The following is a 24,708-nucleotide window of genomic DNA, read 5'->3' as shown; positions in this document are numbered from 1 at the left end:
TACACTTTAGTCTCTTAACAGTTGACTATGTTATTTGTTTTGACTTAGGAATGAAGATTTTAGATTTAAAACTACGAATTATTTTACATTCCTTTTTTAAAATCTGAAATCAAAAATCGTTAATCTGAAATCAAAAATCTTTTTTTTATTTAATGATTACTTTAACAGGAGCTTCGTTTTTTAAGGACATAACACCGCTGGTCAGCAGAGTATCTCCCACTTTTAAACCTGAAAGAACCAAGATAGAGGCATCCGTTCTGGTGGCTGTTTCTACCATAACTTCTTTGGCCATCCCTTTATTAGAAATATACACTTTTTTACCGTTTTGAACCGGGATAATCGCTTCTGTAGGTACTACAATGGCATCTTTAATAATATTCAAAGGCAATGTAACTTTCGCAAAAGTACCTGGCAATAATTTTCCTTGGCTGTTTTCTGTAATAGCTCTCACTTGAAGTGTTCGAGTAGTAACGGCAACTTCGGGCTCTATTGCATATACTTTGGCAGTAAATTTTTCGGTAGTACCTTCAACTGTAAAACTTAAAACGGTATTGGTCTTTACTTGAGAAGCGTATTTCTCAGGAATCGAAAAAGTGATTTTCAATTTACTGCTGTTTACTAATTTTGCTACCAAAACAGTTGGCGTAATATAGGTTCCCGGAGAAATAGAACGCAGTCCAATTTTACCTGAAAAAGGAGCACGGACTGATGTTTTTGCAATTTGAGCTTTGATTAATTGGCTTTGTGCTTGAGCTGATTTATGATCGGCTCTTGCGATATCATATTCTTCTTGGCTAATGGCTTCTTTTTGTAACAGCAATTTAGCTCTTCTTTCGTTTTCAGCAGCCAAACCTTCTTTGGTACTGGTTTGAGCCAATTGCGCTCTTAATTCAATATCATTTACTTTAAACAACAGTTGGCCTTTGCTTACATTACTTCCTTCTTGAAAATAAATCCCCTCAACAATCCCAGAAACTTCCGAACGAAGTTCTATTTGTTCATTGGCCTCAATAGAACCCGAAAGTGATAAGGTATTATCAAAAGTCTTAGGATGAACCACAATTCCTGTTACCGTCATTGGTTTATCTTTTCCTTCTTTGTCTTTTGAACCACTGTTTTTGGCATTATTGGAAGTAATTCTATAGGCGATAAATCCACCAAAGCCTATTATCAATAAGGCATAAACAATATTTTTAATTTTCATATTTAAGAGTGTAAAAGAAATTTGATAAATCCTTTTGATAAGGAAAACACAAATTTAGGTTTTAGAATTGTGAAAAGTAGAACTGTTAATTTTTATTTAACGTTTGTACATACAAATATTAATATTTAGCTAAAAAAATTATAGTGATTAGTAATTAGCCGTTAGCTTAGATCCCGATTTAAAACTGAAATACTAATTAATTTTCACTAATTACTAATCAATGTCGTTTAATTAAAGCCTGCCAGATTTTTTTAATCCCGAAGGGATGCTACGATTATAGAAAAGCAGAAATAAAATGCTCTAAAACCCCAAAGGGGTGACATTTTCAATACTAAACGCCAAATATAATTTCATCCCTTCGGGATTTTTGTTGGTATTTACATTAATCTATAATCTTTTCATCCCTTCGGGATTAAATCCCGCTTGCTTATGAGACTTCAACTATTTCAAAAACTGTTATTAACTGCTTAAGGAAACGACATTGAATTACTAACAGCTATTCACTAACTACAAAAAAAAAAAACTAACTAATATAATTCCAAATATTTTTCTTTTTGGTCAATTCTATAAAAACAGCTTTAAGGATAGCGTTTTCAGGTTTTTGCAAAGGCGCATCCTCTTTTAAAATTTTTATGGCATAATTTCGTGCCAAAAGTAAAATATCCCTGTCTCGGACAATATCGGCAATTTGAAGGTTGAGGACTCCACTTTGTTGGGTTCCCATCAAATCTCCCGGACCACGAAGCTTCAAATCGACTTCGGCAATTTCGAAACCGTCATTGGTACTTACCATCGTTTCCATCCGGGTTTTACTGTCGCTTGATAATTTGAAGGAAGTCATCAAGATGCAATAACTTTGATCGGCACCACGTCCCACACGACCTCGCAACTGATGCAGTTGTGACAATCCAAAACGCTCTGCACTTTCGATAATCATCACACTCGCATTGGGTACGTTTACACCAACTTCAATAACGGTTGTCGCCACCATAATATTTGTTTTTCCTTCGGAGAAACGTTTCATTTCGGCATCTTTTTCGATGGGTTTCATTTTTCCGTGAAGAATCGAAATGGAGTAGTTGGGTAGCGGGAAATCACGGGAAATACTCTCGTAACCGTCCATTAAATCCTTGAAATCCATTTTTTCCGATTCTTGAATTAAAGGATACACGATGTAGATTTGGCGACCCAAAGCGATTTCATCCCGAATGAATTTCCAAACTTTCAATCGATTGGAATCAAAACGATGTACGGTCTGAATGGGTTTTCTTCCCGGTGGCAGTTCATCAATAACTGAAATGTCCAGATCTCCATACAAACTCATCGCCAAAGTTCTTGGAATAGGAGTGGCCGTCATTACCAAAATATGAGGCGGAATTGTATTTTTCTTCCACAATTTGGAGCGTTGTTCTACGCCAAAACGGTGTTGCTCGTCAATAACTGCCAATCCTAAATTTTGGAATTTTACTTTGTCTTCCAATAAAGCGTGAGTACCGATGAGTATTTGCAAAGTACCATTTTCCAGTTCTTCGTGTAAGATTCTTCGAGCTGCAATTTTGGTCGAACCCGTGAGTATTTTTATGTTTATATTTAAGGAAGCTGCCAATTCAGACAATCCAATAAAATGCTGATTGGCCAAAATCTCTGTTGGCGCCATTAAACAGGCTTGAAAACCGTTATCCAATGCCAAAAGCATACTCATAAAAGCCACAATGGTTTTTCCGGATCCCACATCACCTTGTAGTAATCGGTTCATTTGGGCGTTGCTTCCCATATCGGTTCTTATTTCCTTGATTACTCTTTTTTGGGCATTCGTCAACTCAAATGGCAAGTGGTTTTTATAAAAATCATTGAAAAAGTCTCCCACTGTCGTGAAAGGGTGCCCTTTTATTTTATGTTTCTGAATCAAATTCTTAGTGATCAATTGCAACTGAATGAAGAACAATTCTTCAAATTTTAGTCGGAATTGGGCTTTCGCCAAAATTTCAGCATTTTTGGGAAAATGAATGTTGAATAAAGCGGCATTTTTGGGAATCAGCTTGAGTTCAGTTGTTAGATAAGCAGGCAAGGTTTCACTATACAAAGCTTGCGTTTCCAGAAACAATTGCTGCATCATTTTGTTCACCACCCGATTCGTTATCCCGCGATTAGTCAAGGTTTCAGTCGAAGGATAAACCGGCTGCATCGCCGAACGTAGGCTTTTTTCATGTTCGCTCAACAACTCGATTTCGGGATGTGCCATACTGTATTGGCTGCCATATTGAGTACATTTTCCAAAAATAACACAGACTTCATTGAGTTTTAAACTTTCTTTAATCCATTTATGTCCTTGAAACCAGTTGAGATCCATTTGTCCCGTATCATCTACAAATGTAGCGACCAATCGTTTTTGGTTGCGTCCAAATTCAACTGTTTTTATATTGATGATTTTACCAATAATCTGCACTTCGGCAACATTATTTTGCAACTCATTAATCTTGTAATACCGAGTGCGGTCTATATAACGATTCGGAAAAAAATTGACTAAATCTCCATATTTAAAAATCCCCAATTCCTTACGCAACAACGCGCCCCGATTGGGACCAACGCCTTTGAGGTATTCTATGGGAGTTTCTAGGAGGTTATTCATTTAGTGATTTTAGATTTTAGATTGCTGATTTTAGATTTTTAGAAGTTGGTTTCTAGAATCTATTCTCTTTGTTCTATTTTCTTTATTCTTTTATAAAAAGCGAAGATAGTTTTTTGTTTGGAAATTTGGAAATGGGATTGTTTAGGAAATTCTTATAATTCAGAATACCTTTGAAATCAAAAAAAACATAAAATGGTTATTGATAAAATTGAAAATTACAGATTATACAGCAAACTTACCAAAAGATTGGCTAAAGGATTTGAATTTATTACCAATACAGATTTGGGCATAATAGGGCCTGGGAAATATCAAATCGACAATAACGATATTTTTGCAATCGTTCAAGAATATGATACTAAGGAAGAGAAAGATTGTGTTCTAGAAGGACACCATAAGTATATCGATATTCAATATGTTATTCAAGGTGTCGAACTTATCGGATTTACTCCATTGACAAATCATGTTGCTGTTGAAGAAAACTTAGAAAAAGATTATACTTTCTATGAAGGAGATACTTCATTAATTAGAGTTGAAGAAGGAATGTTTACTCTGTTTTTTCCGGAGGATCTTCATAGACCTGGTGTAAAAGCGGATCAAATTTCGAAAGTAAAAAAAGTGGTTGTAAAGGTAAAAATTTAACAATCTCCTTATTTATTGCTAATAAACACAATACTTTTGCAGTACTAAAAAAATAAAAAATGACAACTCATCTCGCACTCCTTCGTGGCATCAATGTTTCTGGTCACAATATGATAAAAATGGACGCTTTGAAAACGACTTTAGAAGCCATTGGTTTTCAAAATGTGCAAACCTATATACAATCCGGAAATGTTTTTGTGGATACTGACGAGGAAAATTCAGCAAAAGTAGGATTTCAAATCAAGCAAGAAATTTTCAAGGTTTTTGGGCACGAGGTACCTATCGTCGTTATCGGAAAAACGGATTTAGAAAACTGTTTAAAAAACAATACTTTTTTGAAAGAAAAGGAAGTTGACACCAAAAAATTATATGTAGCATTTATTTCTATGGCTCTACGAAGCGACAGTATCAACGATTTGAAAATTAGCCAATTCAAACCAGACGAAGCCAGCATTGACGAAAGCAGAATCTACATTAAATACGCTGTGGGAGCTGGAAAAACAAGGTTTGACCAAAAATACATCGAGAAAAAACTAAATGTAACGGCAACAATTCGAAATTGGAATACTGTGACTCAGTTGTTGAAAATGTATGAGGAGCGTTTATAATTTAAAATAGATTAATTCTTCCATAACTTAATCTCTCAACCATTTTTGCATTATAGGAAATGCCTTTTTGCCTTCAACTGCAGCTCGATTTTTACTCAAAGTAAGTCCTGCCCATTCCAGAAAAGGCAACCCGATGTAGTTTCCGCTTTTAAAATTAGAAATAAACCAATCCGAGTTATTTTTATATCCATTGGGATGAAAAACAAATTCCAGAGGTAATTCCAAATGACAAATGGCGGCATACGACCATAAAATGGCGCCAATTTCATCTCCCTGAGTAGGCCAATCTTTCGGCATGGCTGCTGTTTCAACCAATTTCCTTTCGGATGCAGTGGTAACGGCTAAATGTCCTACTTCATGCAAAATATCTCCAGGATATAATAATTTCTCAAAATCAATATAAATACAATTAGATCCCAAACATAAGCCTGGCAAAAAAGTAGTTGTATCTAATTCTTTTTCGACAATATCAATCCCAATCTCGTTTAAAAAAAATAAAACTTTTTCTAATGCTGTACTGTGTTTTTTGGCTACCATAACTTAAATTTTATTTTCGCGGGAGTTCAGTGGATTCAATTAAATAGAGCTTTCTTTTTGAATGGTTTTATGTAATTTTATTTCGGAAGTAAACTTACAAATTAAGTTCGATTTGTTGGTCAAACCTTTGTAACTTTGATAACTTAAGCGTCAAATTTAATTTAATGAAATACCTTTTCCTATTTCTCTCCACCTTTGCATTCGCGCAACAAACCAAATCGGTTGATTTTAAAACCGTTAAAGGGCATATTACCATTAATACAAATACCAAAAGCATTACTGGTGTTGTTACCTATTCCTTTGAAGTGCTGAAACCCGTTGACACCATCAAAATTGATGCACAAAATATGACGTTTTCTGAAGTGGCGCTGAATCAAAAAAAAATATCATTTAAAACCAATGGAAAAGAATTACTTTTAATTTATCCGTTCCAAAAAGGCAAAAATTTCATACAGTTTACATACGAGGCCAAACCCAAACAAACCCTATACTTTGTGGGTTCGGAGGTTACAGATAATTTGCAGATCTGGACACAAGGACAAGGAAAATACACTAGCCATTGGTTTCCTAGTTTTGATGATGTCAATGAGAAAGTGATTTTTAATATGGAGGTTACTTTTGATTCTAAATATCAAGTGTTATCCAATGGCATTTTAAAAAACAAAATCGAAGATAAAGATATGACACATTGGACTTATCAAATGAAAAAGCCAATGAGTTCATATTTACTGATGGTTGCCATTGGAAAATTTGAAAAAAGTACGCTGAAAGCAAAATCAGGAACTCCATTACAAATGTACATCGCCCCGAAAGATACTGCCAAACATGAGCCAACCTATCGCTATTCTAAACAAATCTTTGATTATCTGGAAAAGGAAATAGGAGTGAAGTACCCTTGGAAAATCTACAGACAAGTTCCTGTCTCTGAGTTTCTCTATGCCGGAATGGAAAACACAAGCTCCACTATATTTACAACCCGCTATGTCGTTGATACCATTGGTTTTGAAGACCGAAGTTATACCAATGTCAATGCTCACGAACTGGCACACCAATGGTTTGGGGATTTAATTACTGCCCAAAGCGGAAAAGACCATTGGCTACAGGAAGGTTTTGCTACTTATTATGCTTTGCTGGCCGAAAAAGAAATCTATGGCGACGATTATTTTTATTCTAAATTATACGAGTCATCACTGCAACTCAAACAAGCGGCCAAAACCGATACGATTCCGGTGCTGAGTGCCAAAGCAAGTTCTTTATCCTTTTATCAAAAAGGCGCTTGGGCATTACATGTTTTACGAGAAGGAATAGGGGAGAAAGCCTTTAAAAAAGCCGTGAAAAATTACCTCCAGAAATACGCCTATCAAACCGTTACTACCCAAAATTTCTTTGACGAAATCAAAAAAGTGTCCAATTATGATCTGCAAAATTTCAGCAAAGTATGGCTTGAAACAGCTGGATTTAATAGTGAGATAGCCAATGCTTTATTATCCAAAAACAATACAATGAAGGTTCAACTGGAAGTAGCAAAACTAAGAAACAAACCACTTGCCGAGAAATATCCTTTTTTCGAAAAAACACTACAATCCGGTGTTTACTTTACTGCAAAATCATCTATTGTAGGTCAACTCATGAAAGAGAAATTTGAAGACAAAAAAGAGCTGTTACGATTGGCTTTGCAAACCCAAAATCTACAAGTTCGCCAAGCGGTGGCCAGCACGCTCCAAAAAATACCTGAAGAGTTCAGAACCGAATATGAAACATTACTCAACGACAAATCCTATCAAACACAAGAATCTGCACTCTATTATTTATGGAATAACTTTGAAAATAAAAGAGTCGATTATTTAGAAAAATCAAAAGATTGGATGGGTTTTAATGATTTCAATTTACGGATTCTGTGGTTGTCATTGGCTGTTTCAACACCCAAATATACCGCCAATAAAGAAACGTACCTACAAGAATTAATCAACTATTCATCTCCGAATTACGAAGCCACAACCCGACAAAATGCCTTAGAATACCTAATCAATTTCAACGTGATCAATGAGGCGATTTTAAAAAATTTAGTCAATGCCACTACACATCATATGTGGCAATTTTCTAAATTTGGAAGGGATAATATTCGTATTTTATTAAAAAACCCTGAAATCAGAATCACTTTCCAAACCATATTACCCAGTTTAAACGAAAAAGAACAATTTCAATTGGATCGATTGTTGAAGGAATGAAGATTTAAGATTTCTGATTAACGATTTAAGAATTCAGATGTCAGAAAATCAAATAAATTCAATTCAATCAAAAATCGTTAATCAAAAATCAAAAATCATGCGGGCATTAGTCATATCTGGTGGAGGAAGTAAGGGTGCATTTGCAGGTGGTGTCGCCCAATATTTATTGCAAAATAAAGGATATACCTATGATTTGTTTATTGGAACTTCAACAGGGAGTTTACTAATTTCACACTTGGCTTTAGGAAATATCGACAAGCTCCATTCTATCTACACCAATGTTAATATGAATCAGATATTTGATATTAATCCGTTTATTATCAAAAGAAAAAAGGGAATAGAGTATGTAACCATTAATCATTTCAATGTAGTTCGACAATTTTTTAGGGGCAAAAGAACTTTTGGAGAAAGCAGAAAATTGCGTGATTTTATTAAAGCTAATCTTTCGGTTGCTGAATTCAAATACTTGCAATCATTGTCAACTGATGTGGTGGTAACCGTTACTAATATTTCTAAAAATGAAGCCGAATATAAGTCAATAAAAAACTGCACTTATGAGGAGTTTTGCGATTGGATTTGGATCTCGAGTAATTACGTCCCGTTTATGAGTATCGTCAAAAAAGAGGGCTGCGAATATGGAGATGGTGGATTTTCCAGTTTAATTCCTATCACAGAGGCGATAAACAGAGGAGCTACCGAAATTGACGTTATTATTCTAGAAACCGAAATCAGCATAACCAAAACAATCTTAGGGAAAAACCCCTTTTCATTGCTGATTGATCTATTTTTATTTACGTTAGATCAAGTAGGGAAACTGGATTTACTAAACGGAAAACTCGCCGCAAAGAATAAAAACGTAAAACTCAATTTATACTACACACCAACCAAACTTACCAACAACGCACTCATTTTTAATCAAAATAAAATGAAAAAATGGTGGCAACAAGGGTATGATTATGCGCAAAATAAAAGCGAAATCATGAGCCAAATTAGGTGATTTAGATGCTAAAAAAATGCTAAACACCCATGTTTTGTAATTTCCGACGGAGGAAAAGTCACATTAGCTACTCACTTGGTATGATTTATCCTTCGTCGAAATGACAAATAAAATTAGAACCTAAAAGACTTAGAAGCTAAGATTCTCAAAAACTTAGAGTCTTCAAAAAAAAACTATTACCACATCTGGCTTACTTCTTTTTTGATATATCCCAAAGCGGCATTACTTGGTGTTTGTTTTTCAAGTAATTCGTTCAAAAGCGCTTCTCTTAAACTATCGGCATTAATAACGGTATCCATGATTGCTCCTTTGCGAATCATCTGAATCGTAGCATTTTTAGCAGTTGTAATGATAGTCCAACACTCATCAGTCATGTAAATTTGTTGGGCTAAATTGTGTTCAAATTCTTGTTCGATTTGAGCAATTACAAAATTTGAATAATCATTTTTATCGTTAGAAATAGGCGGAATTCTAATCAATAAATTAGCAAGACTCATGCGTTCCAAAAACAAAGTCATACGCTCATAAGCCTGCAAACGTATTGGGAAAGCGTTTTTCTGAGCTTCTTTACTCAGTAAATAACGGCGTCTTCCTTCTTCGTTTTTGGTATGAATATTAAAAAAATTATAAGCAACCAGTCCAGTGATGATTGCAGGTACGGTATAACTCAGTAATTCCAGTATTTTTGATGTGTCCATTTTTGTTTTTATTTAAAAAAAGCAAAAATAATCTTTTTTACATCTAAATCAATGCCTAAATTATGACAATAATAAAAAGTGGATTGGTATTTTTGTGATCTCTCGCAAAGGCGCTAAGACGCGAAGAATGCAGTTTTAAACTTTGCGGCTCTGCGCCTTTGCGAGAAAAATGAAGCTCTACTCAATGACATTGCGCTGAACTCGACAAAAAACATTCCGAATCGAAATTAAATTATATGGAAACCTACATCATCGTATTACTTTGTTTAACCGCCTTTTTCGCAGGATTCATAGATGCCGTTGTAGGTGGTGGAGGACTCATACAAACGCCCATGGGACTCATACTGTTACCCAATCTACCGGTGTCTACCGTGATAGGATCTCTCAAAATTCCATCCTTTAGCGGAACCGCATTTGCAGCCTACCAATACATGAAAAAAGTCGATATCAATTGGAAAATCTTGAGTATTATGATGCTGCTGGCCTTTCCATCTGCCTTTTTGGGATCAACTTTATTGACCTACGTGAGCAATGATTTTATGAAACCCTTATTACTTGTAGTGCTATCATTATTAGCGATTTACACCTATGCCAAAAAGAATTTCGGACAGCACCAAGTCAAAGATATTTCGCCAAAAACCCAAATATTCAATGCCGTAGGAATCAGTTTTGTGGTGGGTTTTTACGACGGATTCATAGGTCCAGGCACCGGAAGCTTCTTCGTTGTGGCCTTCATCGCCATCATGGGATTTGACTTCTTGCACGCCTCCGCCAATGCCAAAATGGTCAATCTCGCCACCAATTTTGGTTCCATTTGTTTGTTTATGCTCAAAGGCAAAATCATTTGGGCAATCGCCTTACCCATGGCCGCCAGCAACGCAGTAGGAGGGTGGATTGGTGCGAAACTAGCCATCAATCGAGGAAACAAATTCATCCGAATCTTCTTTTTAGTCGTCGTGATCGGTACGCTGATTCGTTTTGGCTATGATGTGTTTTTTAAGTAACACTAGAATTATTTACTTCGTCAGTTTGCTAAAGCTCGTGTGCATTCCGTGCATGCAAAGAATAGCACGCAATACAAATCCACAATCTGAGTCTTTGTGAGGAACGAAGCAATCTCACTAACAAGAGCAAACCCCAATTGATTATTGGAACGGATATACTAATGAGATTGCTTCGTTCCTCGCAAAGACTTAACGGACGTTATTATCAGTTAAGATAAATAATTAGAAACGTAGCAAACTCAAAAAATGTAATCACTTTAGTACATCATTTATCGACGCAATTCACAGTTGTAAATTTATATTTCACTTTTTCAAAATCTATAGGGGTGTCTTTAGCAAAATAAGACCTTCCCAAGTAGGTTTCTATTTTTCCACTGCCTAAAATAAGTTCGTCTCCCTTTTTTAGCATTGCCATTGGATTTTTGAATATTTTTTTTTCATTCGCTCCCTGATAAAACGAGTAGTCCACAAATAATGTATCTCCTCGGAATTCTCCGTTGATTTTTCCAACCTTTTTCGGCATATCAAGAATTTTCATTACCATATCCCCGGTTACTTTTCCGTTTTTTAAAGCGTTGATTTTTAATTCAACAGTATCACTTTCATACAACGCTTTGTAGCACGATACGTTTATCGGCTCTTCAGACTGGGATTTGATAGCTCCAGGGTCTTTTGGGTTTTCATTTTTTTTACAGCTTTCGAGTACAATGCAAGTCAATAGCAAACAAAATAGGGCTAGATTTTTCATAGTAGTAAATATTTGGTGAATAAATGCGGTAATTTTCATTGCTAATTTACAAATAAATTGCTTCTATTGATAGATTAAGTATTTATATTTAGTTGGCAATTTTCTACATAAAACAGCCTTATTAAGAACCAATTAAAAAATCTACAACAAATAAAAATAAAGGCTACAACCATAAAAACTCGTAGCTTTTTTTTATATTTAAAATGTCTAGGGCAAAAAAAAAGAACTATTCTACTAAGAATCGTAAAAATAACGGTATGCCAAAAAATAAAACTGTAGAAACCGAAAATAGTGTTGCTGCCTTTTTAGCCACGATAAGCGATGCAAAAAGGTGTGAAGACTGTACGTTTATAATTGATTTACTAACCAGGCTGTCTGGTTTTGAACCCAAAATGTGGGGTAGCAGTATTGTAGGTTTTGGAATTTATAACTACAAATACGAAAGTGGCCATACTGGAAATGCTCCACTTGCGGGGATCGCATCAAGAAAAAACGCAATTACTATCTATCTGGCTTCAAATTTTGAGGAGAAAGAAGCTTTACTTTCTCAATTAGGAAAGCATAGATCCAGTAAAGCTTGTTTATACATTCAAAAATTGGAAGATATCGATATTGCAATATTGAGTCAGTTAGCAAAAAAATCTATTGAACAGATTAAGCAACTTTATCCTAGTTAATGTTTTGTAAGATCGCATCGCTGACTTTTTAATCCCAATACGTGATAGAAAAAGAAGTAAAGACTGTACGTCAGTAATTTATCTACTCAGAAAGAATGAATTACTGACTAAAAAAAGAGAAAAAATAGTATTAAAGATATTATTTTACTATCTTTAATCTTATTAACTATAATAATCAGTTGTAATCATAAAAAAGAAGAGTTCGAATCTGATAACTGTCAATTTAAACCTTCTGAAAACAACAAATAAAATTGAAAACAAACAAGATGTATTGCATTCAATTGTTTTTGAGGGCGCAAAAACAACAATAAAGAGTTTCATTTATTTTAATGTTTATATAAATCAAAAGCACGGTTTCTACTTGAATTTGGAGGAGATTATTTTGTGGGTACTATTGAAGATTTATCAGTAACAATCAAAATCGCACTTTATTTGTAGTCTATTATTATTCTAATGTCTTTATGTCACAAATGTGTCATTCCAAATAATTGAAAAAAATATAATTTCGATATTAAATCCCTATAAAATTGAAGATTCAAATCAAAATAGTGTTGCTTTTTCTAATTGTATTTCTTTTGCATTCCTGTGCTCTTAATTTTGCATTTTTTCGCCCGCAAAAATTATCAAAAGGAAAAATTCTAAGCTATGCTATTGGAATTGATACCACATTTGTAAAAATTGACCCAGTAACCCTACAGCCCACTTTTTTTAAAAAAAATAAGGATACCATTGATTCAGATTATTCAATTGAAAGTGTCATTTTTACAAGTTCCAGTGGGAACAAACTAAATGGTTGGATGCTCAAACCAAAAAACCAAAAAATAATTGGAACTTTATTGCATTTTCACGGTAGTGGAGGCAATTTATTCTACCATAATAGGGCAATATCGCCACTTACAAAATATGGTTTTCAAATTTTTACTTTTGATTATAGCGGTTTTGGTTATTCTGAAGGCAAGCCAACAAGAACGACTGTACTGAAAGATGCTTTTTCATCATTTGACTATTTACAATCGAGGGAAGATGTTAAAAATACTATACTACTATTATATGGACAATCATATGGTGCTCATTTGGCAACAATTGTTGGCGTTAAACAACAATCTAAAATTAGTGGAATGATATTAGAAGCAGGGTTTACTTCTCATACCGATGAGGCAGTATATAAAGTTCCGGTATTTGGAAATGTTGTCAAGCGTGGTGTTTGCACAAAAAAGGAAATAAAAAAATTCGGAAAACCTCTATTAATAATTCATAGTAAAGAAGATGAATTGGTTCCGCTATATATGGGTAAAAAAATATATGAAAATGCAAATGAACCAAAAGAATTTTATGAAGTAGATAAACCGCATCTAAAGGCATTACTCTATTATTCAAAAGAAATTTCGGGTAAAATTAAACGAATGTGCAAAATAGAATAATCTTGTGTAAATTGATTAGTTGTCTGGGTTTGCAGGATTTTGCGTGAGGGATAGAAATAAGCTACCGAAGTAGCATGGATAGCCCGACCGAAAACTGCTAACTGAAAACTGCCTTCTGAAAAGGCTCGTTTATTCATTCTTAAATTCTTATTTTTGCATCAAACAGAAATATTTCCATGCATAAATATATAGACCAACTTAACGAAGCACAACGCGAACCAGTACTACAAAAAGACGGCCCCATGATTATTATTGCGGGTGCGGGATCTGGGAAGACTCGTGTGCTTACCATCAGAATTGCTTATTTGATGCACCAAGGTGTTGATGCATTCAATATTTTGTCGCTGACTTTTACCAATAAGGCGGCGCGGGAGATGAAGAATCGTATTTCGGATATTGTGGGCGCCAGTGAAGCTAAGAATCTGTGGATGGGGACTTTTCACTCTGTTTTTGCTCGAATTTTACGTTCAGAAGCAGAACATTTGGGCTATCCTTCAAATTTTACGATTTATGATTCACAGGATTCCTTGCGTGCCATTTCGGGAATTATCAAGGAATTGCAATTGGATCGTGATGTGTACAAACCGAAACAGGTTTTGAGTAGGATTTCGAATTTTAAGAACAGTCTGATTACCGTAAAAGCGTATTTTAATGATCCAGATTTGCAGGAAGCCGATGCGATGAGCAAGAAACCTCGAATGGGCGAAATTTACCAGCATTATGTGGATCGTTGTTTTAAAGCTGGGGCCATGGATTTTGACGATTTATTGTTGAAAACCAACGAATTATTGACCCGTTTTCCAGAGGTTTTGGCTAAATACCAGAATCGTTTTCGCTACATCTTGGTAGATGAGTACCAGGATACGAACCATTCGCAGTATTTGATTGTTAGGGCTTTGTCTGATAAATTTCAGAATATCTGTGTGGTTGGAGATGATGCGCAAAGTATTTATGCGTTTCGTGGAGCTAATATCAATAATATCTTGAATTTCCAGAAAGATTATGAGGGTGTAAAAACCTTTAGATTGGAACAAAATTACCGTTCGACCAAAAATATTGTGGAAGCGGCCAATACCATCATTGACAAAAACAAAGTAAAACTAGATAAGATTGTTTGGACGGCCAATGATTTTGGTCCCAAAATAAAAATACACCGCAGCATTACGGATAATGAAGAGGGACGTTTTGTGGCCAGTACGATTTGGGAACAAAAAATGACGAATCAGTTGCATAATGGTGCTTTTGCCATTTTGTACCGTACCAATGCACAATCCCGTGCGATGGAGGATGCGCTTAGAAAAAGAGATATTCCGTATCGAATTTATGGTGGATTGTCTTTTTACCAAAGAAAAGAGGTAAAAGACGTGTTGTGTTACTTGCGATTGGTTATTAATCCAAAAGATGAGGAGGCTTTGGTGCGTGTGATCAATTACCCAGCGCGCGGAATTGGGAATACGACTATCGAAAAGCTAACCATTGCGGCCAATCATTACAAGCGTTCGATTTTTGAAGTTATGCAAAACATTGAGCGAATTGACTTGAAACTCAATGCAGGAACCAAGCAAAAGCTGCTTGATTTTGTGACTATGATTCAGAGTTTTCAGGTGATTAATGAGAATCAAGATGCTTTTTATCTAACGGATCATGTGGCCAAAAAAACGGGTTTGGTTCAAGAATTAAAGAAAGATGCTACTCCTGAGGGAATGGCTAAAATTCAGAATATAGAAGAGTTACTAAATGGTATCAAGGATTTTACCGAAGGGCAGAAAGAAGTGGATGGAGCTCGCGGTGCGTTATCCGAATTTATGGAAGATGTGGCACTGGCTACGGATTTGGACAAAGATACCAGTGATGAAGACCGTGTGGCTTTGATGACGATTCACTTGGCGAAAGGACTTGAGTTTCCGCACGTATTTGTGGTGGGAATGGAGGAAGATTTGTTTCCAAGTGCCATGAGTATGAGTACCCGAAGCGAGTTAGAGGAAGAACGTCGATTATTTTACGTAGCTTTAACACGCGCAGAGCATCAGGCGTATTTGACGTATGCGCAATCGCGTTACCGTTGGGGAAAATTGACAGACAGTGAACCTTCTCGTTTTATTGAAGAAATAGACAGTCAGTATCTAGAATACCTTACACCGCCCGAAAGTAACTACCGTTACAAGCCTGCGAATGACGGAGATGTTTTTGGGGATATCGATAAATCCAGATTGCGATTGGCTAAACCAATAGGAGGGACGCCACCTGCTTCGACAAGCTCTGCCTCCGAGAAAGGGGGAGTGAATCCCGATATAAATTTAAGAAAACTGAAACCAGTTTCCAGTGGTGCTTCAATAGGAAGTGCTAATTTGTTTGACAATAAACTAGTTGCAGGAAATGTGGTTATGCACGAACGCTTTGGAAAAGGACAAGTCGTTAATCTAGAAGGTGTTGGTGCTGATAAAAAAGCGGAAATTAAATTTGAAATAGGCGGTATTAAAAAATTACTATTGCGTTTTGCTAAATTGGATGTTATAGGGTAGTGGTCAGTGTTCAGTTTTTCAGTGTTCAGTCGCAGTTTGCAGTCACAGTTTTCAGTGATCAATATCTAGCCACGGTTGGACTAAACTCAAAAATCTAATTTCTAAAATCTAAAATCTAAAATCTAAAATCTGAACTCTAAAATTACTCTTATGGCTTACAATGAAATTTTATCTTTGCGAGTTGAAAAACAACTGCTTCAACAAAATATTAATTTTGTTGCCAAGAAGATGTTTGGAGGCATTGCCTTTATGATTAATGATAAAATGTGCATTGGAATTGTAAAGAACGAGTTGATGCTTCATGTTTTAGATGAGGAGTATGAATGGCTATTAGAAGAAAACCATGTACGACCGATGAATTTTACGGGGAAAATAATGAAAGGGTTTCTTTTTATAGAAGAAGAAGCCTTGCAGGGAGAAGAAAAATTATTGCACTGGATAAAATTCGGACTTGATTTTGCCGAAAAAGGAATAGTAAAAAGCAAGAAAAAGAAATAGCTAATTCAATGGTAATTTCAATCCAAAATCTAAAATCGTTAATCTAAAATCTAAAATCATCAATCTCATGGCTCAAATAATAAAAATATATCCCGATAAACCGAGCGAAGCCGCTATTGCAAAAGTGGTAAAAGTGCTTAAAGACGGCGGTTTGGTCATTTATCCAACGGACACTGTTTATGGATTGGGTTGTGATATTACCAATTCTCGTGCTCTTGAAAAAATCGCAAAAATAAAAGGAGTAAAGTTAGAGAAAGCTAATTTTTCTTTCATTTGCCATGATTTGAGTAATTTATCGGATTATGTGAAGCAAATAGACACTTCGACCTTTAAATTACTTAAAAGAGCGTTGCCTGGCCCTTACACTTTCATTCTTCCGGGTAATAATAATTTGCCTAAAGAGTTCAAAAAGAAAACGACTGTTGGTATTCGTGTACCGGATAATTCAATTGCTTTAGAGATAGTGCGTCAATTAGGAAATCCGATTGTTTCAACTTCTATTCACGATGAAGATGAAGTGATAGAATACACCACTGATCCTGAATTGATTTTCGAGAAATGGCAGAATCTTGTAGATTTGGTTATTGATGGGGGTTATGGAGACAATATGGGCTCAACTATCATTGACTTATCTGGAGACGAACCTATAGTCGTTAGGGAAGGAAAGGGAAGTTTGGATATATTGTAAAGGATACTATTTTTACAAAATTAGAATTAATAAAACAGCATCTGTACAAATATGTTTAATAGGTATTGGCGATGTTTATTTTCAGTTGTTAGATAGTATTTTAACTAGCCTTTTTCTAAAAATGCAGATATAAAAAAAACGCCTCGAAATTCATCGAGGCGTTTCTTTATTATAAATGGAAGAATATTATTTCCCAGCCGGTTCAGTAGTTGCGCCTGGTTGTTTTTTCATTTCTTTTTCAACCATATCATAGAACTGATCAATTTTTGGCATTACATAGATACGAGTTCTTCTGTTTTTAGATTTATTCTCAGCAGAATCATTTGGAACCAAAGGAACGTAAGAGCTTCTACCAGCAGCGATTAATTGCTCTGGTTTTACCCCTAAATCATTAGATAAAATGCGGATAATAGCAGTAGAGCGTTTTACACTCAAATCCCAGTTATCAATTAAACAAGCATTTCCTTTTAATACGTCAGTATCAGTGTGACCTTCAATCATACATTCAAAATCCGGTTTGTCGTTTACTACTTTCGCAACTTTAGCCAAAACTCCTTTTGCCTTGTCACTTACTTCATAACTACCGCTTTTGAATAACATTTTATCAGAGATAGAGATAAATACAACTCCTTTATCTACATTGATTTCGATGTCTTTATCATCCAATCCAACAACCGATTTTAAACTAGTAACAACAGCAAGTGTAACACTATCCTTTTTAGTCAAGGCATCTTGCATTCTGCTAATTTTTAAATCTTTCTCTTTGATAGATTCGAGAGCTTTTTCAATGTTTTCCGCTCCTTTAGTCGACAAAACAGTCATGTCTTTAGAAGTACTTATCAAGTGTTGATTGGTTTCTTTTAAACCATCTACAGTTGCTTTAAGACCAGCTCTTTCTTCTAAGCAAGAATTCAGTTTCACGGTACAAGTATTTAACAAATCCTGTGTTTCCTTATTTTTAGCTTCCAAAGCCGCGTATTCCTTTTTAGATACACAAGAAGTTAGAAGTGCTAAAGCGGATAGAGTAATCATTATTTTTTTCATAGAATGCAAAATTTAATTAAACGTGTGAATTACAAAGTTAGTTTTTAAATGTTAATTTTAAATGTAAATTATTGTTAAATAAAGTCAGCAAAAACTGTGCCGTTTTTAACATAGTAACCATAAACGATGCTTTTCATTTTAAAGTATATCTTAACTTGATTATTTTCTCTTTTTTTATAATTTGTTAAAAACAACCTATAAAAAGAAAAATGTGCCCTAATAATAGCCCAACAATGAACAAATCGACCTTCTAAGGTGAATTTTACCCCAGCAATACCATCTAGTAATAATCTAATTAACAACACTTTAAGCAAAGCGTCTTGTGGCAAATTTTTGGTTAACATTAACAACGAATTTCTAAAATTGAGATAAGTTTTTTGAGGATTAGCTTGTTGCAAAGTAGCGCCTCCCACATGGTAAACCGTTGATTCTGAATTGTATTTTATAATATGCCCTTTGTTCATAGCGCGCCAGCATAAATCGATTTCTTCCTGATGTGCAAAAAAGTCTTCATCAAAACCTTTTAAGGCTGTATAAACGGTACTTCTAATAAAAAAGCAAGCCCCAGAAGCCCAAAAGATTTCAGTTTTATCGTTGTATTGACCGTTATCTTTTTCTAAAGTGTCAAAAATACGTCCACGACAAAATGGATACCCAAATTGATCAATGAATCCACCAGCGGCACCAGCATATTCAAAATAGTCTTTTCGTTTATAATCTAATATTTTAGGTTGGATTATGGCTGTTTTAGGTTCTGTTTCAAAGGTTTCTAATATTGGTTTCAACCAGTTTTCGGTTACTTCGATATCCGAATTTACCAAAGCATAAATCTCGGCATCGATATGCTGCAAGGCGTCATTATAGCCGCCTGCAAAACCTTGATTGGTTTTGTTTTGTACAATTTTGACTGTAGGGAAATTATTTTTTACAAATGCTACTGATGCATCTGTAGAGGCATTATCTGCAACATATACAGTTGCTTCGGGTGAAAATTGAATTACGGAAGGCAAAAACTGTTCTAATAGTTTTACTCCATTCCAATTTAGTATAACGACGGCTATTTTCATTTTAGATTTTAGATTTTAGATTTTAGATTCAAACAATATGAGAAATCTAAGACTCTAATTTATTATAATTCGGCAAGTTTTCTAGGAAAGTGTATTTTTCATTTTCAAAATCCATTAGGCAAAAATAATGATTTAGTCCATTGGTTACCATCAAAAATTCGGCTTCCAACGTCATATTATATCTGGCAATTTGATCGAATGTGGCTTGGGCAATTTTAACTTCGGGTGCTTTACATTCAATTAATATAAAAATAGTCCCATCAGAATTGAAAACCACAATATCATACCGTTTCCTTAAACCGTTGACTTTTAAAACTTTTTCGACATTAATTAAGGATTTCGGGTATTTTTTTTCTTCAATTAAATAACTAACCACATGCTGACGAACCCATTCTTCGGGCGTGAGAATGATAAATTTTTTCCTGATAGCATCAAAAATAGATACTTTATTTTCGCTATTTTTGAATCGAAAAGAATAAGAAGGAAAATTGAGTTTTTGCATAAAGCAAAAGTAAGACTTTTTGAATAGAGAAAAAAGAACATAGAATATAGATAATAGACGGATAGATGATAGACAAAGAGAAAAAAGAGAACAGAAAAAAGAAAATAGAGAATAGATGTTTTGGAAATCAAAAATCAAAAATCGTTAATATAAAATCATAAATCTCTATGGACGAAGTTGTAAAGATTGTGAATGATATAAAGGCTGGAAACATCAAACCCATTTATTTTTTGATGGGAGAAGAACCGTATTATATTGACAAATTATCAGAATATATAGAAAAAAACATTTTGTCGGAAGAAGAGAAAGGGTTCAATCAAACCGTTTTATACGGTAGAGATGTTTCTATAGAAGATGTGGTTTCAACAGCCAAACGTTATCCGATGATGGCCGAGCGTCAGGTGGTTATTGTCAAAGAAGCTCAGGATTTATCGAGAACCATTGACAAAATCGAAAGCTATGTCGAGCATCCGATGCCATCAACGGTTTTGGTCTTTTGCTATAAATACAAAACTTTAGACAAAAGAAAAAAAGTAACCAAGCTTTTGGCTAAAAATGGAGTGGTTTATGAAAGCAAAAAACTCTATGAAAACCAAGTAGGGGATTGGATTAAACGGGTATTGGCTGGTAAAAAATATGCCATAGAACCCAAAGCTTCGGCTATGTTAGTCGAGTTTTTAGGAACCGATTTGAGTAAAATCAATAATGAACTTGAAAAACTCCAAATCATTTTGCCAGCAGGAAGCACCATTTCCGCCAAAGATATTGAGGAAAACATAGGGTTTAGTAAAGATTATAATGTATTCGAATTGCGAAAAGCCATTGGCGAACGCAACCAACTGAAAGCCTATAAAATTGCCGATAATTTTGCCCAAAACCCAAAAGACAATCCACTAGTAATGACTACGGGTTTGGTTTTTGGCTTTTTCATTCAATTATTAAAATACCACGGATTGAAAGACAAAAATCCAAAAAACGTAGCTTCGGTTTTAGGAGTGAATCCTTTTTTTCTAAAAGATTATGATGTGGCTATAAAGAATTATCCCATGAAAAAAGTGAGTCAAATTATAGCTTCTTTAAGAGACACCGATGTTAAGAGTAAAGGAGTTGGTGCCAATAGCTTATCACAAGCCGATTTATTACGAGAAATGCTGTATAAAATTTTTAATTAAAGGGTAAGTAAATGTTTCAAAATAAACCCTGCAATTTCTCTCGTTCTTTCGCCCTTTTTCTTCGTTAAAAAAACTTTGAATAGCTGGGCTATTCAAAGTTTTTTTGCCTTGAAAAAGAACAAAATAACTTCGTCAAATTTTGCATGCTTTATTTCAAAACCTTTACTAAAAATGCCGATATTTGCAGATTGTAAAAAACAAATACCACAATTATGGCAATGAATAAAAATACTGTTTTGGGATGGGCTACCCTAATTATGACACTAATGGGTATATTACTGATATTATTAGGTGCTTTTAGATATGACGACGTAGCGGGCTGGGGATTTGCAGCTGTAGGAATAGGTTTTTTGGCGAATGCATGGGTATTCAATGCGCTGAAGGGGAGAGTTTAAATTGGTATTCAACATTAAACTTGATAACAAAAACAAGATAAATAAAACAATAAACATATAAAAAATGGCAGACGATAAAAAAGTAATATTCTCAATGTCAAAATTGAGCAAGACGTACCAAGGAGCAGATAAACCAGTACTTAAAAACATATATTTAAGTTTCTTTTACGGAGCTAAAATTGGTATTTTGGGTTTAAACGGTTCTGGGAAATCATCATTATTGAAGATTATTGCAGGAGTTGACAAAAACTATCAAGGAGATGTGGTTTTTGCACCGGGTTATACCGTTGGTTATTTAGAACAAGATCCACAGTTGGATGATAGTAAAACCGTTATCGAAATTGTAAGAGAAGGGGTTGCAGAAACGATGGCTATTTTGGAGGAGTTCAACAAAATCAACGATTTATTTGGTCTTCCAGAAAACTATGAAGATGCCGATAAAATGGACAAGTTAATGGATCGCCAAGCGCTTTTACAAGACAAAATTGATGCCTTGGGTGCTTGGGAAATCGACACCAAACTAGAAATAGCCATGGATGCCTTGCGCACACCAGAAGGCGATACGCCAATTAAGAATTTATCCGGTGGAGAACGCCGTCGTGTAGCTTTATGCCGTTTGTTATTGCAACAACCGGACGTTTTGCTTCTGGATGAGCCTACGAATCACTTGGATGCAGAAAGTGTTCTTTGGTTAGAGCAACATTTGGCGCAATATGCCGGAACTGTAATTGCAGTAACGCACGATAGGTATTTCTTGGATAATGTTGCAGGTTGGATTCTAGAATTGGATAGAGGAGAAGGTATTCCTTGGAAAGGAAACTATTCTTCTTGGTTAGACCAAAAATCAAGCCGTATGGCACTGGAAGAAAAAGTAGCTTCAAAACGCAGAAAAACACTAGAACGTGAGTTGGACTGGGTTCGTCAAGGGGCGAAAGGTCGTCAAACCAAACAAAAAGCGCGTTTGCAAAACTATGATAAGCTCTTGAATGAAGACCAAAAACAATTGGACGAAAATCTAGAGATTTATATTCCAAATGGTCCACGTTTGGGAACCAATGTTATCGAAGCTAAAAATGTAGCCAAAGCTTTTGGGGACAAATTATTATATGACAACTTGAATTTTACTTTACCACAAGCTGGTATTGTTGGTATTATTGGGCCAAACGGTGCTGGTAAATCAACTATTTTCAGAATGATTATGGGTGAAGAAACACCGGATAGCGGAGATTTTTTAATTGGAGATACGGTAAAAATCGCCTATGTAGATCAAGCGCATTCAAATATTGACCCTAACAAATCCATTTGGGAAAATTTTGCCGATGGTCAGGAAATGATTATGATGGGAGGGAAACAAGTGAACTCTAGAGCGTACTTGTCGCGTTTTAATTTTGGTGGTGGAGAGCAAAACAAGAAAGTATCGATGCTTTCGGGTGGAGAAAGAAACCGTTTGCACCTTGCCATGACTCTTAAAGAAGAAGGAAACGTGCTTTTATTGGATGAGCCAACGAATGATTTGGACGTAAATACGCTTCGAGCCCTCGAAGAAGGTTTAGAGAATTTTGCGGGTTGTGCCGTAGTGATTTCACACGACAGATGGTTCTTAGACAGAATCTGTACGCACATTCTAGCTTTTGAAGGCGATTCGGAAGTATATTGTTTTGAAGGTGGTTTCTCTGAATATGAAGAGAACAAGAAAAAACGTTTGGGTGGTGATTTAACGCCAAAACGTTTGAAATACAGAAAATTGATTAGAAGCTAAAAAAGTGATTTTAGATTTATGAAGTAGAAGCTGTACGCAAATAAGTTCATCCTAAAAATCCACGAATTCTTAATTGAGTTCGTGGATTTTTTATTTAGCGATTACAAAAACTTAGCTTTTGATTCTAGTGTTGGTAGCATGCAACTCTCTTTTTTGCCATACCATTTGTACCTGTTTCTAGCAATGTAATCGTAAAGCTGATTCCTAATTCCTGTTGGGATGATTTTAAAGATTAATCCCATCGAACATAATCCGCCCAAACTTTTTGCGATTTGCAATGCAGCGTCCGATTTGTAATAGTAAGACACACCTGGCTCATATAAAACTATACTGTCTGTATTTTTAGAATCAATCCCAATATATTCAAGGATTTCTTTCCCCAATTCCGACTGTAAAGCCACAAACCTAAATACATCATCTTTGTCGTGTTTAATGACGAATTGCACCGCTGAATTACAGAGGTTGCAAACACCATCAAAGAGGATTATTTTTTTATTAGGCGGTAAGTTTTGCATTGGCAGTTTAAATATTACTTGGTTTTTTAGATACGTTCTAAAGTATTATTTCCTTTTTATTTTATCCTCCAATCGTTTCAATTCTTCCATATCTTCATCATCTGCTTGCTTCGCATCAGCTTGTTTTCTATTAGTTTCAATGCTTTTATAAATAGAATCTACTTCTTTTTCCATTTCAAGATGACTAACAGTCCCTTTGTGGTTTAACACTATTTTATCGTTAAGCAGTAATATCTTATCGATATTATCTCTCCAAAATGAGATAGTAATATCCTGTCTGTTTTTGGCTCTAAGTTCAGCTGTTTCCAAAAACACTACCACAAAACGGTTCAAACTATCTATTTCATCTTCGTTCAAATAATTTTTTGCAATGTAAATATCTTGCTTTCTCACGACTGAACCTTTCCAGCTTGTCAGTGCCATATTTGGGATACTAGCATCAGCACGGCTTATAATGATTCTGCTGCAGTTTTGTTAGTTATAGCATACAAAATCTTGTTTTGGGTTTCGGCATAAAACATTTGAGTTGCTTTATCAGTAGCGTCATAATCGCTACTCAACGAAAATAAATCTCTTACTTTTTGATAAAATCTTTTTTCAGACGCTCTTACGTCTCTTATCCTAGCAAGTAATTCATCAAAATAATCAGGTCTTCCATTTGGATTTTTTAGACGCTCATCATCCATCAAAAAACCTTTAATCATATACTCTTTCAGATTGCTATTTGCCCATTGTCTGAACTGAATGCCTCTTTTGCTACGCACTCTAAAACCAATAGCCAAAATCATTTCTAAGGAGTAGAAAGTTACATTATAATTCTTGCCATCTTGGGCAGTCGTAAAGTAATTCTTTACAACTGACTTTGAGTCTAATTCATTGTCTTCTAGTACACTTGCAATGTGTTGACCTATATTTTGCTTAGAGGTGTTAAAAAGTTCCGCCAGTTGGTTTTGGTTCATCCATACACTATCATCTTTGGTCAACAGAGATACTGAAGCTTTGCCGTCTTGCGTGTTGTAAATGATTACGTTTTGTTGTTCCATTTGCTAAGTTTTTTTCAATATTTTATAAGTAATTGTTTGTGTTTTACGAGAGATATTAAGAAAATGTGCAAACAAATTCAGCATGTCGATTGAAGTGTGACTTCTCCGTTCCA

The 24,708-nt window shown here is 35.1% G+C and carries 22 protein-coding genes and 1 pseudogene; 13 read left to right on the top strand and 10 right to left on the bottom strand.

Features of this window, described 5'->3' with window-relative positions:
- Positions 1-145: 145 nt before the first annotated feature.
- Positions 146-1,204, bottom strand: coding sequence for an efflux RND transporter periplasmic adaptor subunit (locus FNW52_RS09905; protein ID WP_143377307.1), 1,059 nt, complete (start codon positions 1,202-1,204; stop codon positions 146-148).
- A 523-nt stretch (positions 1,205-1,727) separates the two neighbouring features.
- Entirely contained in the window at positions 1,728-3,833 is a 2,106-nt protein-coding gene (recG, locus tag FNW52_RS09900) for an ATP-dependent DNA helicase RecG (protein WP_143377306.1), read from the bottom strand.
- A 192-nt stretch (positions 3,834-4,025) separates the two neighbouring features.
- Between recG and FNW52_RS09895 the strand changes: the two genes are divergently transcribed.
- The gene (locus tag FNW52_RS09895; RefSeq protein ID WP_143377305.1) at positions 4,026-4,472 is read left to right on the top strand and encodes a YhcH/YjgK/YiaL family protein; all 447 of its coding nucleotides are present in this window, start codon (positions 4,026-4,028) and stop codon (positions 4,470-4,472) included.
- A 59-nt stretch (positions 4,473-4,531) separates the two neighbouring features.
- Positions 4,532-5,080: a DUF1697 domain-containing protein gene (locus tag FNW52_RS09890; protein ID WP_143377304.1), complete on the top strand. Its 549-nt coding sequence runs from the start codon at positions 4,532-4,534 to the stop codon at positions 5,078-5,080.
- A 27-nt stretch (positions 5,081-5,107) separates the two neighbouring features.
- Here the strand turns inward: FNW52_RS09890 and FNW52_RS09885 are convergent, their stop codons facing one another.
- The gene (locus FNW52_RS09885) at positions 5,108-5,617 is read right to left on the bottom strand and encodes a hypothetical protein (RefSeq protein WP_143377303.1); all 510 of its coding nucleotides are present in this window, start codon (positions 5,615-5,617) and stop codon (positions 5,108-5,110) included.
- Positions 5,618-5,781: 164 nt separating this feature from the next.
- Here FNW52_RS09885 and FNW52_RS09880 point away from each other — a divergent pair, with 164 nt between their 5' ends.
- Complete coding sequence (locus FNW52_RS09880) at positions 5,782-7,845, top strand: M1 family metallopeptidase (RefSeq protein WP_143377302.1); 2,064 nt, start codon at positions 5,782-5,784, stop codon at positions 7,843-7,845.
- Positions 7,846-7,942: 97 nt separating this feature from the next.
- A complete protein-coding gene (locus tag FNW52_RS09875) occupies positions 7,943-8,842 on the top strand; it encodes a patatin family protein (protein ID WP_143377301.1) in 900 nt (299 codons plus the stop codon).
- A gap of 176 nt (positions 8,843-9,018) precedes the next feature.
- Here FNW52_RS09875 and FNW52_RS09870 read toward each other — a convergent pair whose 3' ends face one another.
- Positions 9,019-9,540 carry a hypothetical protein gene (locus FNW52_RS09870; protein ID WP_143377300.1) on the bottom strand — a complete coding sequence of 174 codons (522 nt, stop codon included), beginning with the start codon at positions 9,538-9,540 and terminating at the stop codon, positions 9,019-9,021.
- Between the two features lie 236 nt (positions 9,541-9,776).
- On the opposite strand from FNW52_RS09870, the gene FNW52_RS09865 reads away from it, so the two are divergent.
- Positions 9,777-10,544 carry a TSUP family transporter gene (locus FNW52_RS09865; protein WP_143377299.1) on the top strand — a complete coding sequence of 256 codons (768 nt, stop codon included), beginning with the start codon at positions 9,777-9,779 and terminating at the stop codon, positions 10,542-10,544.
- A 265-nt stretch (positions 10,545-10,809) separates the two neighbouring features.
- Here FNW52_RS09865 and FNW52_RS09860 read toward each other — a convergent pair whose 3' ends face one another.
- Positions 10,810-11,292 carry a hypothetical protein gene (locus tag FNW52_RS09860; RefSeq protein ID WP_143377298.1) on the bottom strand — a complete coding sequence of 161 codons (483 nt, stop codon included), beginning with the start codon at positions 11,290-11,292 and terminating at the stop codon, positions 10,810-10,812.
- Positions 11,293-11,549: 257 nt separating this feature from the next.
- Between FNW52_RS09860 and FNW52_RS09855 the strand changes: the two genes are divergently transcribed.
- The 5 genes from FNW52_RS09855 (at position 11,550) to FNW52_RS09835 (ending at position 17,098) form a co-directional block, all read left to right on the top strand.
- Positions 11,550-11,969: a DUF1801 domain-containing protein gene (locus FNW52_RS09855; protein WP_143377297.1), complete on the top strand. Its 420-nt coding sequence runs from the start codon at positions 11,550-11,552 to the stop codon at positions 11,967-11,969.
- Between the two features lie 527 nt (positions 11,970-12,496).
- Positions 12,497-13,390, top strand: coding sequence for an alpha/beta hydrolase (locus FNW52_RS09850; protein ID WP_143377296.1), 894 nt, complete (start codon positions 12,497-12,499; stop codon positions 13,388-13,390).
- A gap of 176 nt (positions 13,391-13,566) precedes the next feature.
- Positions 13,567-15,912, top strand: a complete 2,346-nt coding sequence (locus tag FNW52_RS09845) for an ATP-dependent helicase (RefSeq protein ID WP_143377295.1) — start codon at positions 13,567-13,569, stop codon at positions 15,910-15,912.
- A 150-nt stretch (positions 15,913-16,062) separates the two neighbouring features.
- Positions 16,063-16,410: a TfoX/Sxy family protein gene (locus FNW52_RS09840; RefSeq protein ID WP_143377294.1), complete on the top strand. Its 348-nt coding sequence runs from the start codon at positions 16,063-16,065 to the stop codon at positions 16,408-16,410.
- A gap of 67 nt (positions 16,411-16,477) precedes the next feature.
- Positions 16,478-17,098: an L-threonylcarbamoyladenylate synthase gene (locus FNW52_RS09835; protein ID WP_143377293.1), complete on the top strand. Its 621-nt coding sequence runs from the start codon at positions 16,478-16,480 to the stop codon at positions 17,096-17,098.
- A 186-nt stretch (positions 17,099-17,284) separates the two neighbouring features.
- Here the strand turns inward: FNW52_RS09835 and FNW52_RS09830 are convergent, their stop codons facing one another.
- The 3 genes from FNW52_RS09830 to FNW52_RS09820 form a co-directional block, all read right to left on the bottom strand.
- Positions 17,285-18,142, bottom strand: coding sequence for an OmpA family protein (locus FNW52_RS09830; RefSeq protein WP_143377292.1), 858 nt, complete (start codon positions 18,140-18,142; stop codon positions 17,285-17,287).
- A gap of 74 nt (positions 18,143-18,216) precedes the next feature.
- Entirely contained in the window at positions 18,217-19,209 is a 993-nt protein-coding gene (locus tag FNW52_RS09825; RefSeq protein WP_143377291.1) for a glycosyltransferase family 2 protein, read from the bottom strand.
- 46 nt (positions 19,210-19,255) lie between these two features.
- On the bottom strand, positions 19,256-19,711 hold the full coding sequence (locus FNW52_RS09820; protein WP_143377290.1) for a type I restriction enzyme HsdR N-terminal domain-containing protein: 456 nt from the start codon (positions 19,709-19,711) through the stop codon (positions 19,256-19,258).
- Positions 19,712-19,878: 167 nt separating this feature from the next.
- Here FNW52_RS09820 and holA point away from each other — a divergent pair, with 167 nt between their 5' ends.
- From holA to ettA, 3 genes are all read left to right on the top strand, one after another.
- Entirely contained in the window at positions 19,879-20,883 is a 1,005-nt protein-coding gene (holA, locus tag FNW52_RS09815) for a DNA polymerase III subunit delta (RefSeq protein WP_143377289.1), read from the top strand.
- 212 nt (positions 20,884-21,095) lie between these two features.
- Complete coding sequence (locus tag FNW52_RS09810) at positions 21,096-21,278, top strand: CAL67264 family membrane protein (protein ID WP_143377288.1); 183 nt, start codon at positions 21,096-21,098, stop codon at positions 21,276-21,278.
- A gap of 64 nt (positions 21,279-21,342) precedes the next feature.
- Positions 21,343-23,037, top strand: a complete 1,695-nt coding sequence (gene ettA / locus FNW52_RS09805; RefSeq protein ID WP_143377287.1) for an energy-dependent translational throttle protein EttA — start codon at positions 21,343-21,345, stop codon at positions 23,035-23,037.
- A 101-nt stretch (positions 23,038-23,138) separates the two neighbouring features.
- Here the strand turns inward: ettA and FNW52_RS09800 are convergent, their stop codons facing one another.
- Positions 23,139-23,552, bottom strand: coding sequence for a thiol-disulfide oxidoreductase DCC family protein (locus FNW52_RS09800; protein ID WP_143377286.1), 414 nt, complete (start codon positions 23,550-23,552; stop codon positions 23,139-23,141).
- A 45-nt stretch (positions 23,553-23,597) separates the two neighbouring features.
- Positions 23,598-24,595: pseudogene (locus FNW52_RS09795) on the bottom strand (virulence RhuM family protein).
- Between the last annotated feature and the right edge of the window lie 113 nt (positions 24,596-24,708).

Origin of the sequence: Flavobacterium sp. ZT3R18 (genome assembly GCF_007097385.1) — a bacterium.
Classification (GTDB): Bacteria; Bacteroidota; Bacteroidia; order Flavobacteriales; family Flavobacteriaceae; genus Flavobacterium.
The sequence above is the reverse complement of the archived record's forward strand: the minus strand, read 5'-3'. Positions and strand labels throughout refer to the sequence as shown.

Excerpts from the sequence above, each read along its gene's own strand:
- FNW52_RS09840 (WP_143377294.1), top strand. The coding sequence starts at position 16,063 with ATGGCTTACAATGAAATTTTATCTTTGCGAGTTGAAAAACAACTGCTT.
- FNW52_RS09865 (WP_143377299.1), top strand. The coding sequence starts at position 9,777 with ATGGAAACCTACATCATCGTATTACTTTGTTTAACCGCCTTTTTCGCA.
- FNW52_RS09845 (WP_143377295.1), top strand. The coding sequence starts at position 13,567 with ATGCATAAATATATAGACCAACTTAACGAAGCACAACGCGAACCAGTA.
- FNW52_RS09885 (WP_143377303.1), bottom strand. The coding sequence starts at position 5,617 with ATGGTAGCCAAAAAACACAGTACAGCATTAGAAAAAGTTTTATTTTTT.
- FNW52_RS09905 (WP_143377307.1), bottom strand. The coding sequence starts at position 1,204 with ATGAAAATTAAAAATATTGTTTATGCCTTATTGATAATAGGCTTTGGT.
- recG (WP_143377306.1), bottom strand. The coding sequence starts at position 3,833 with ATGAATAACCTCCTAGAAACTCCCATAGAATACCTCAAAGGCGTTGGT.
- FNW52_RS09880 (WP_143377302.1), top strand. The coding sequence starts at position 5,782 with ATGAAATACCTTTTCCTATTTCTCTCCACCTTTGCATTCGCGCAACAA.
- FNW52_RS09820 (WP_143377290.1), bottom strand. The coding sequence starts at position 19,711 with ATGCAAAAACTCAATTTTCCTTCTTATTCTTTTCGATTCAAAAATAGC.
- FNW52_RS09890 (WP_143377304.1), top strand. The coding sequence starts at position 4,532 with ATGACAACTCATCTCGCACTCCTTCGTGGCATCAATGTTTCTGGTCAC.
- FNW52_RS09855 (WP_143377297.1), top strand. The coding sequence starts at position 11,550 with ATGCCAAAAAATAAAACTGTAGAAACCGAAAATAGTGTTGCTGCCTTT.
- FNW52_RS09870 (WP_143377300.1), bottom strand. The coding sequence starts at position 9,540 with ATGGACACATCAAAAATACTGGAATTACTGAGTTATACCGTACCTGCA.
- ettA (WP_143377287.1), top strand. The coding sequence starts at position 21,343 with ATGGCAGACGATAAAAAAGTAATATTCTCAATGTCAAAATTGAGCAAG.
- FNW52_RS09835 (WP_143377293.1), top strand. The coding sequence starts at position 16,478 with ATGGCTCAAATAATAAAAATATATCCCGATAAACCGAGCGAAGCCGCT.
- holA (WP_143377289.1), top strand. The coding sequence starts at position 19,879 with ATGGACGAAGTTGTAAAGATTGTGAATGATATAAAGGCTGGAAACATC.
- FNW52_RS09895 (WP_143377305.1), top strand. The coding sequence starts at position 4,026 with ATGGTTATTGATAAAATTGAAAATTACAGATTATACAGCAAACTTACC.
- FNW52_RS09860 (WP_143377298.1), bottom strand. The coding sequence starts at position 11,292 with ATGAAAAATCTAGCCCTATTTTGTTTGCTATTGACTTGCATTGTACTC.
- FNW52_RS09800 (WP_143377286.1), bottom strand. The coding sequence starts at position 23,552 with ATGCAAAACTTACCGCCTAATAAAAAAATAATCCTCTTTGATGGTGTT.
- FNW52_RS09875 (WP_143377301.1), top strand. The coding sequence starts at position 7,943 with ATGCGGGCATTAGTCATATCTGGTGGAGGAAGTAAGGGTGCATTTGCA.
- FNW52_RS09810 (WP_143377288.1), top strand. The coding sequence starts at position 21,096 with ATGGCAATGAATAAAAATACTGTTTTGGGATGGGCTACCCTAATTATG.
- FNW52_RS09830 (WP_143377292.1), bottom strand. The coding sequence starts at position 18,142 with ATGAAAAAAATAATGATTACTCTATCCGCTTTAGCACTTCTAACTTCT.
- FNW52_RS09825 (WP_143377291.1), bottom strand. The coding sequence starts at position 19,209 with ATGAAAATAGCCGTCGTTATACTAAATTGGAATGGAGTAAAACTATTA.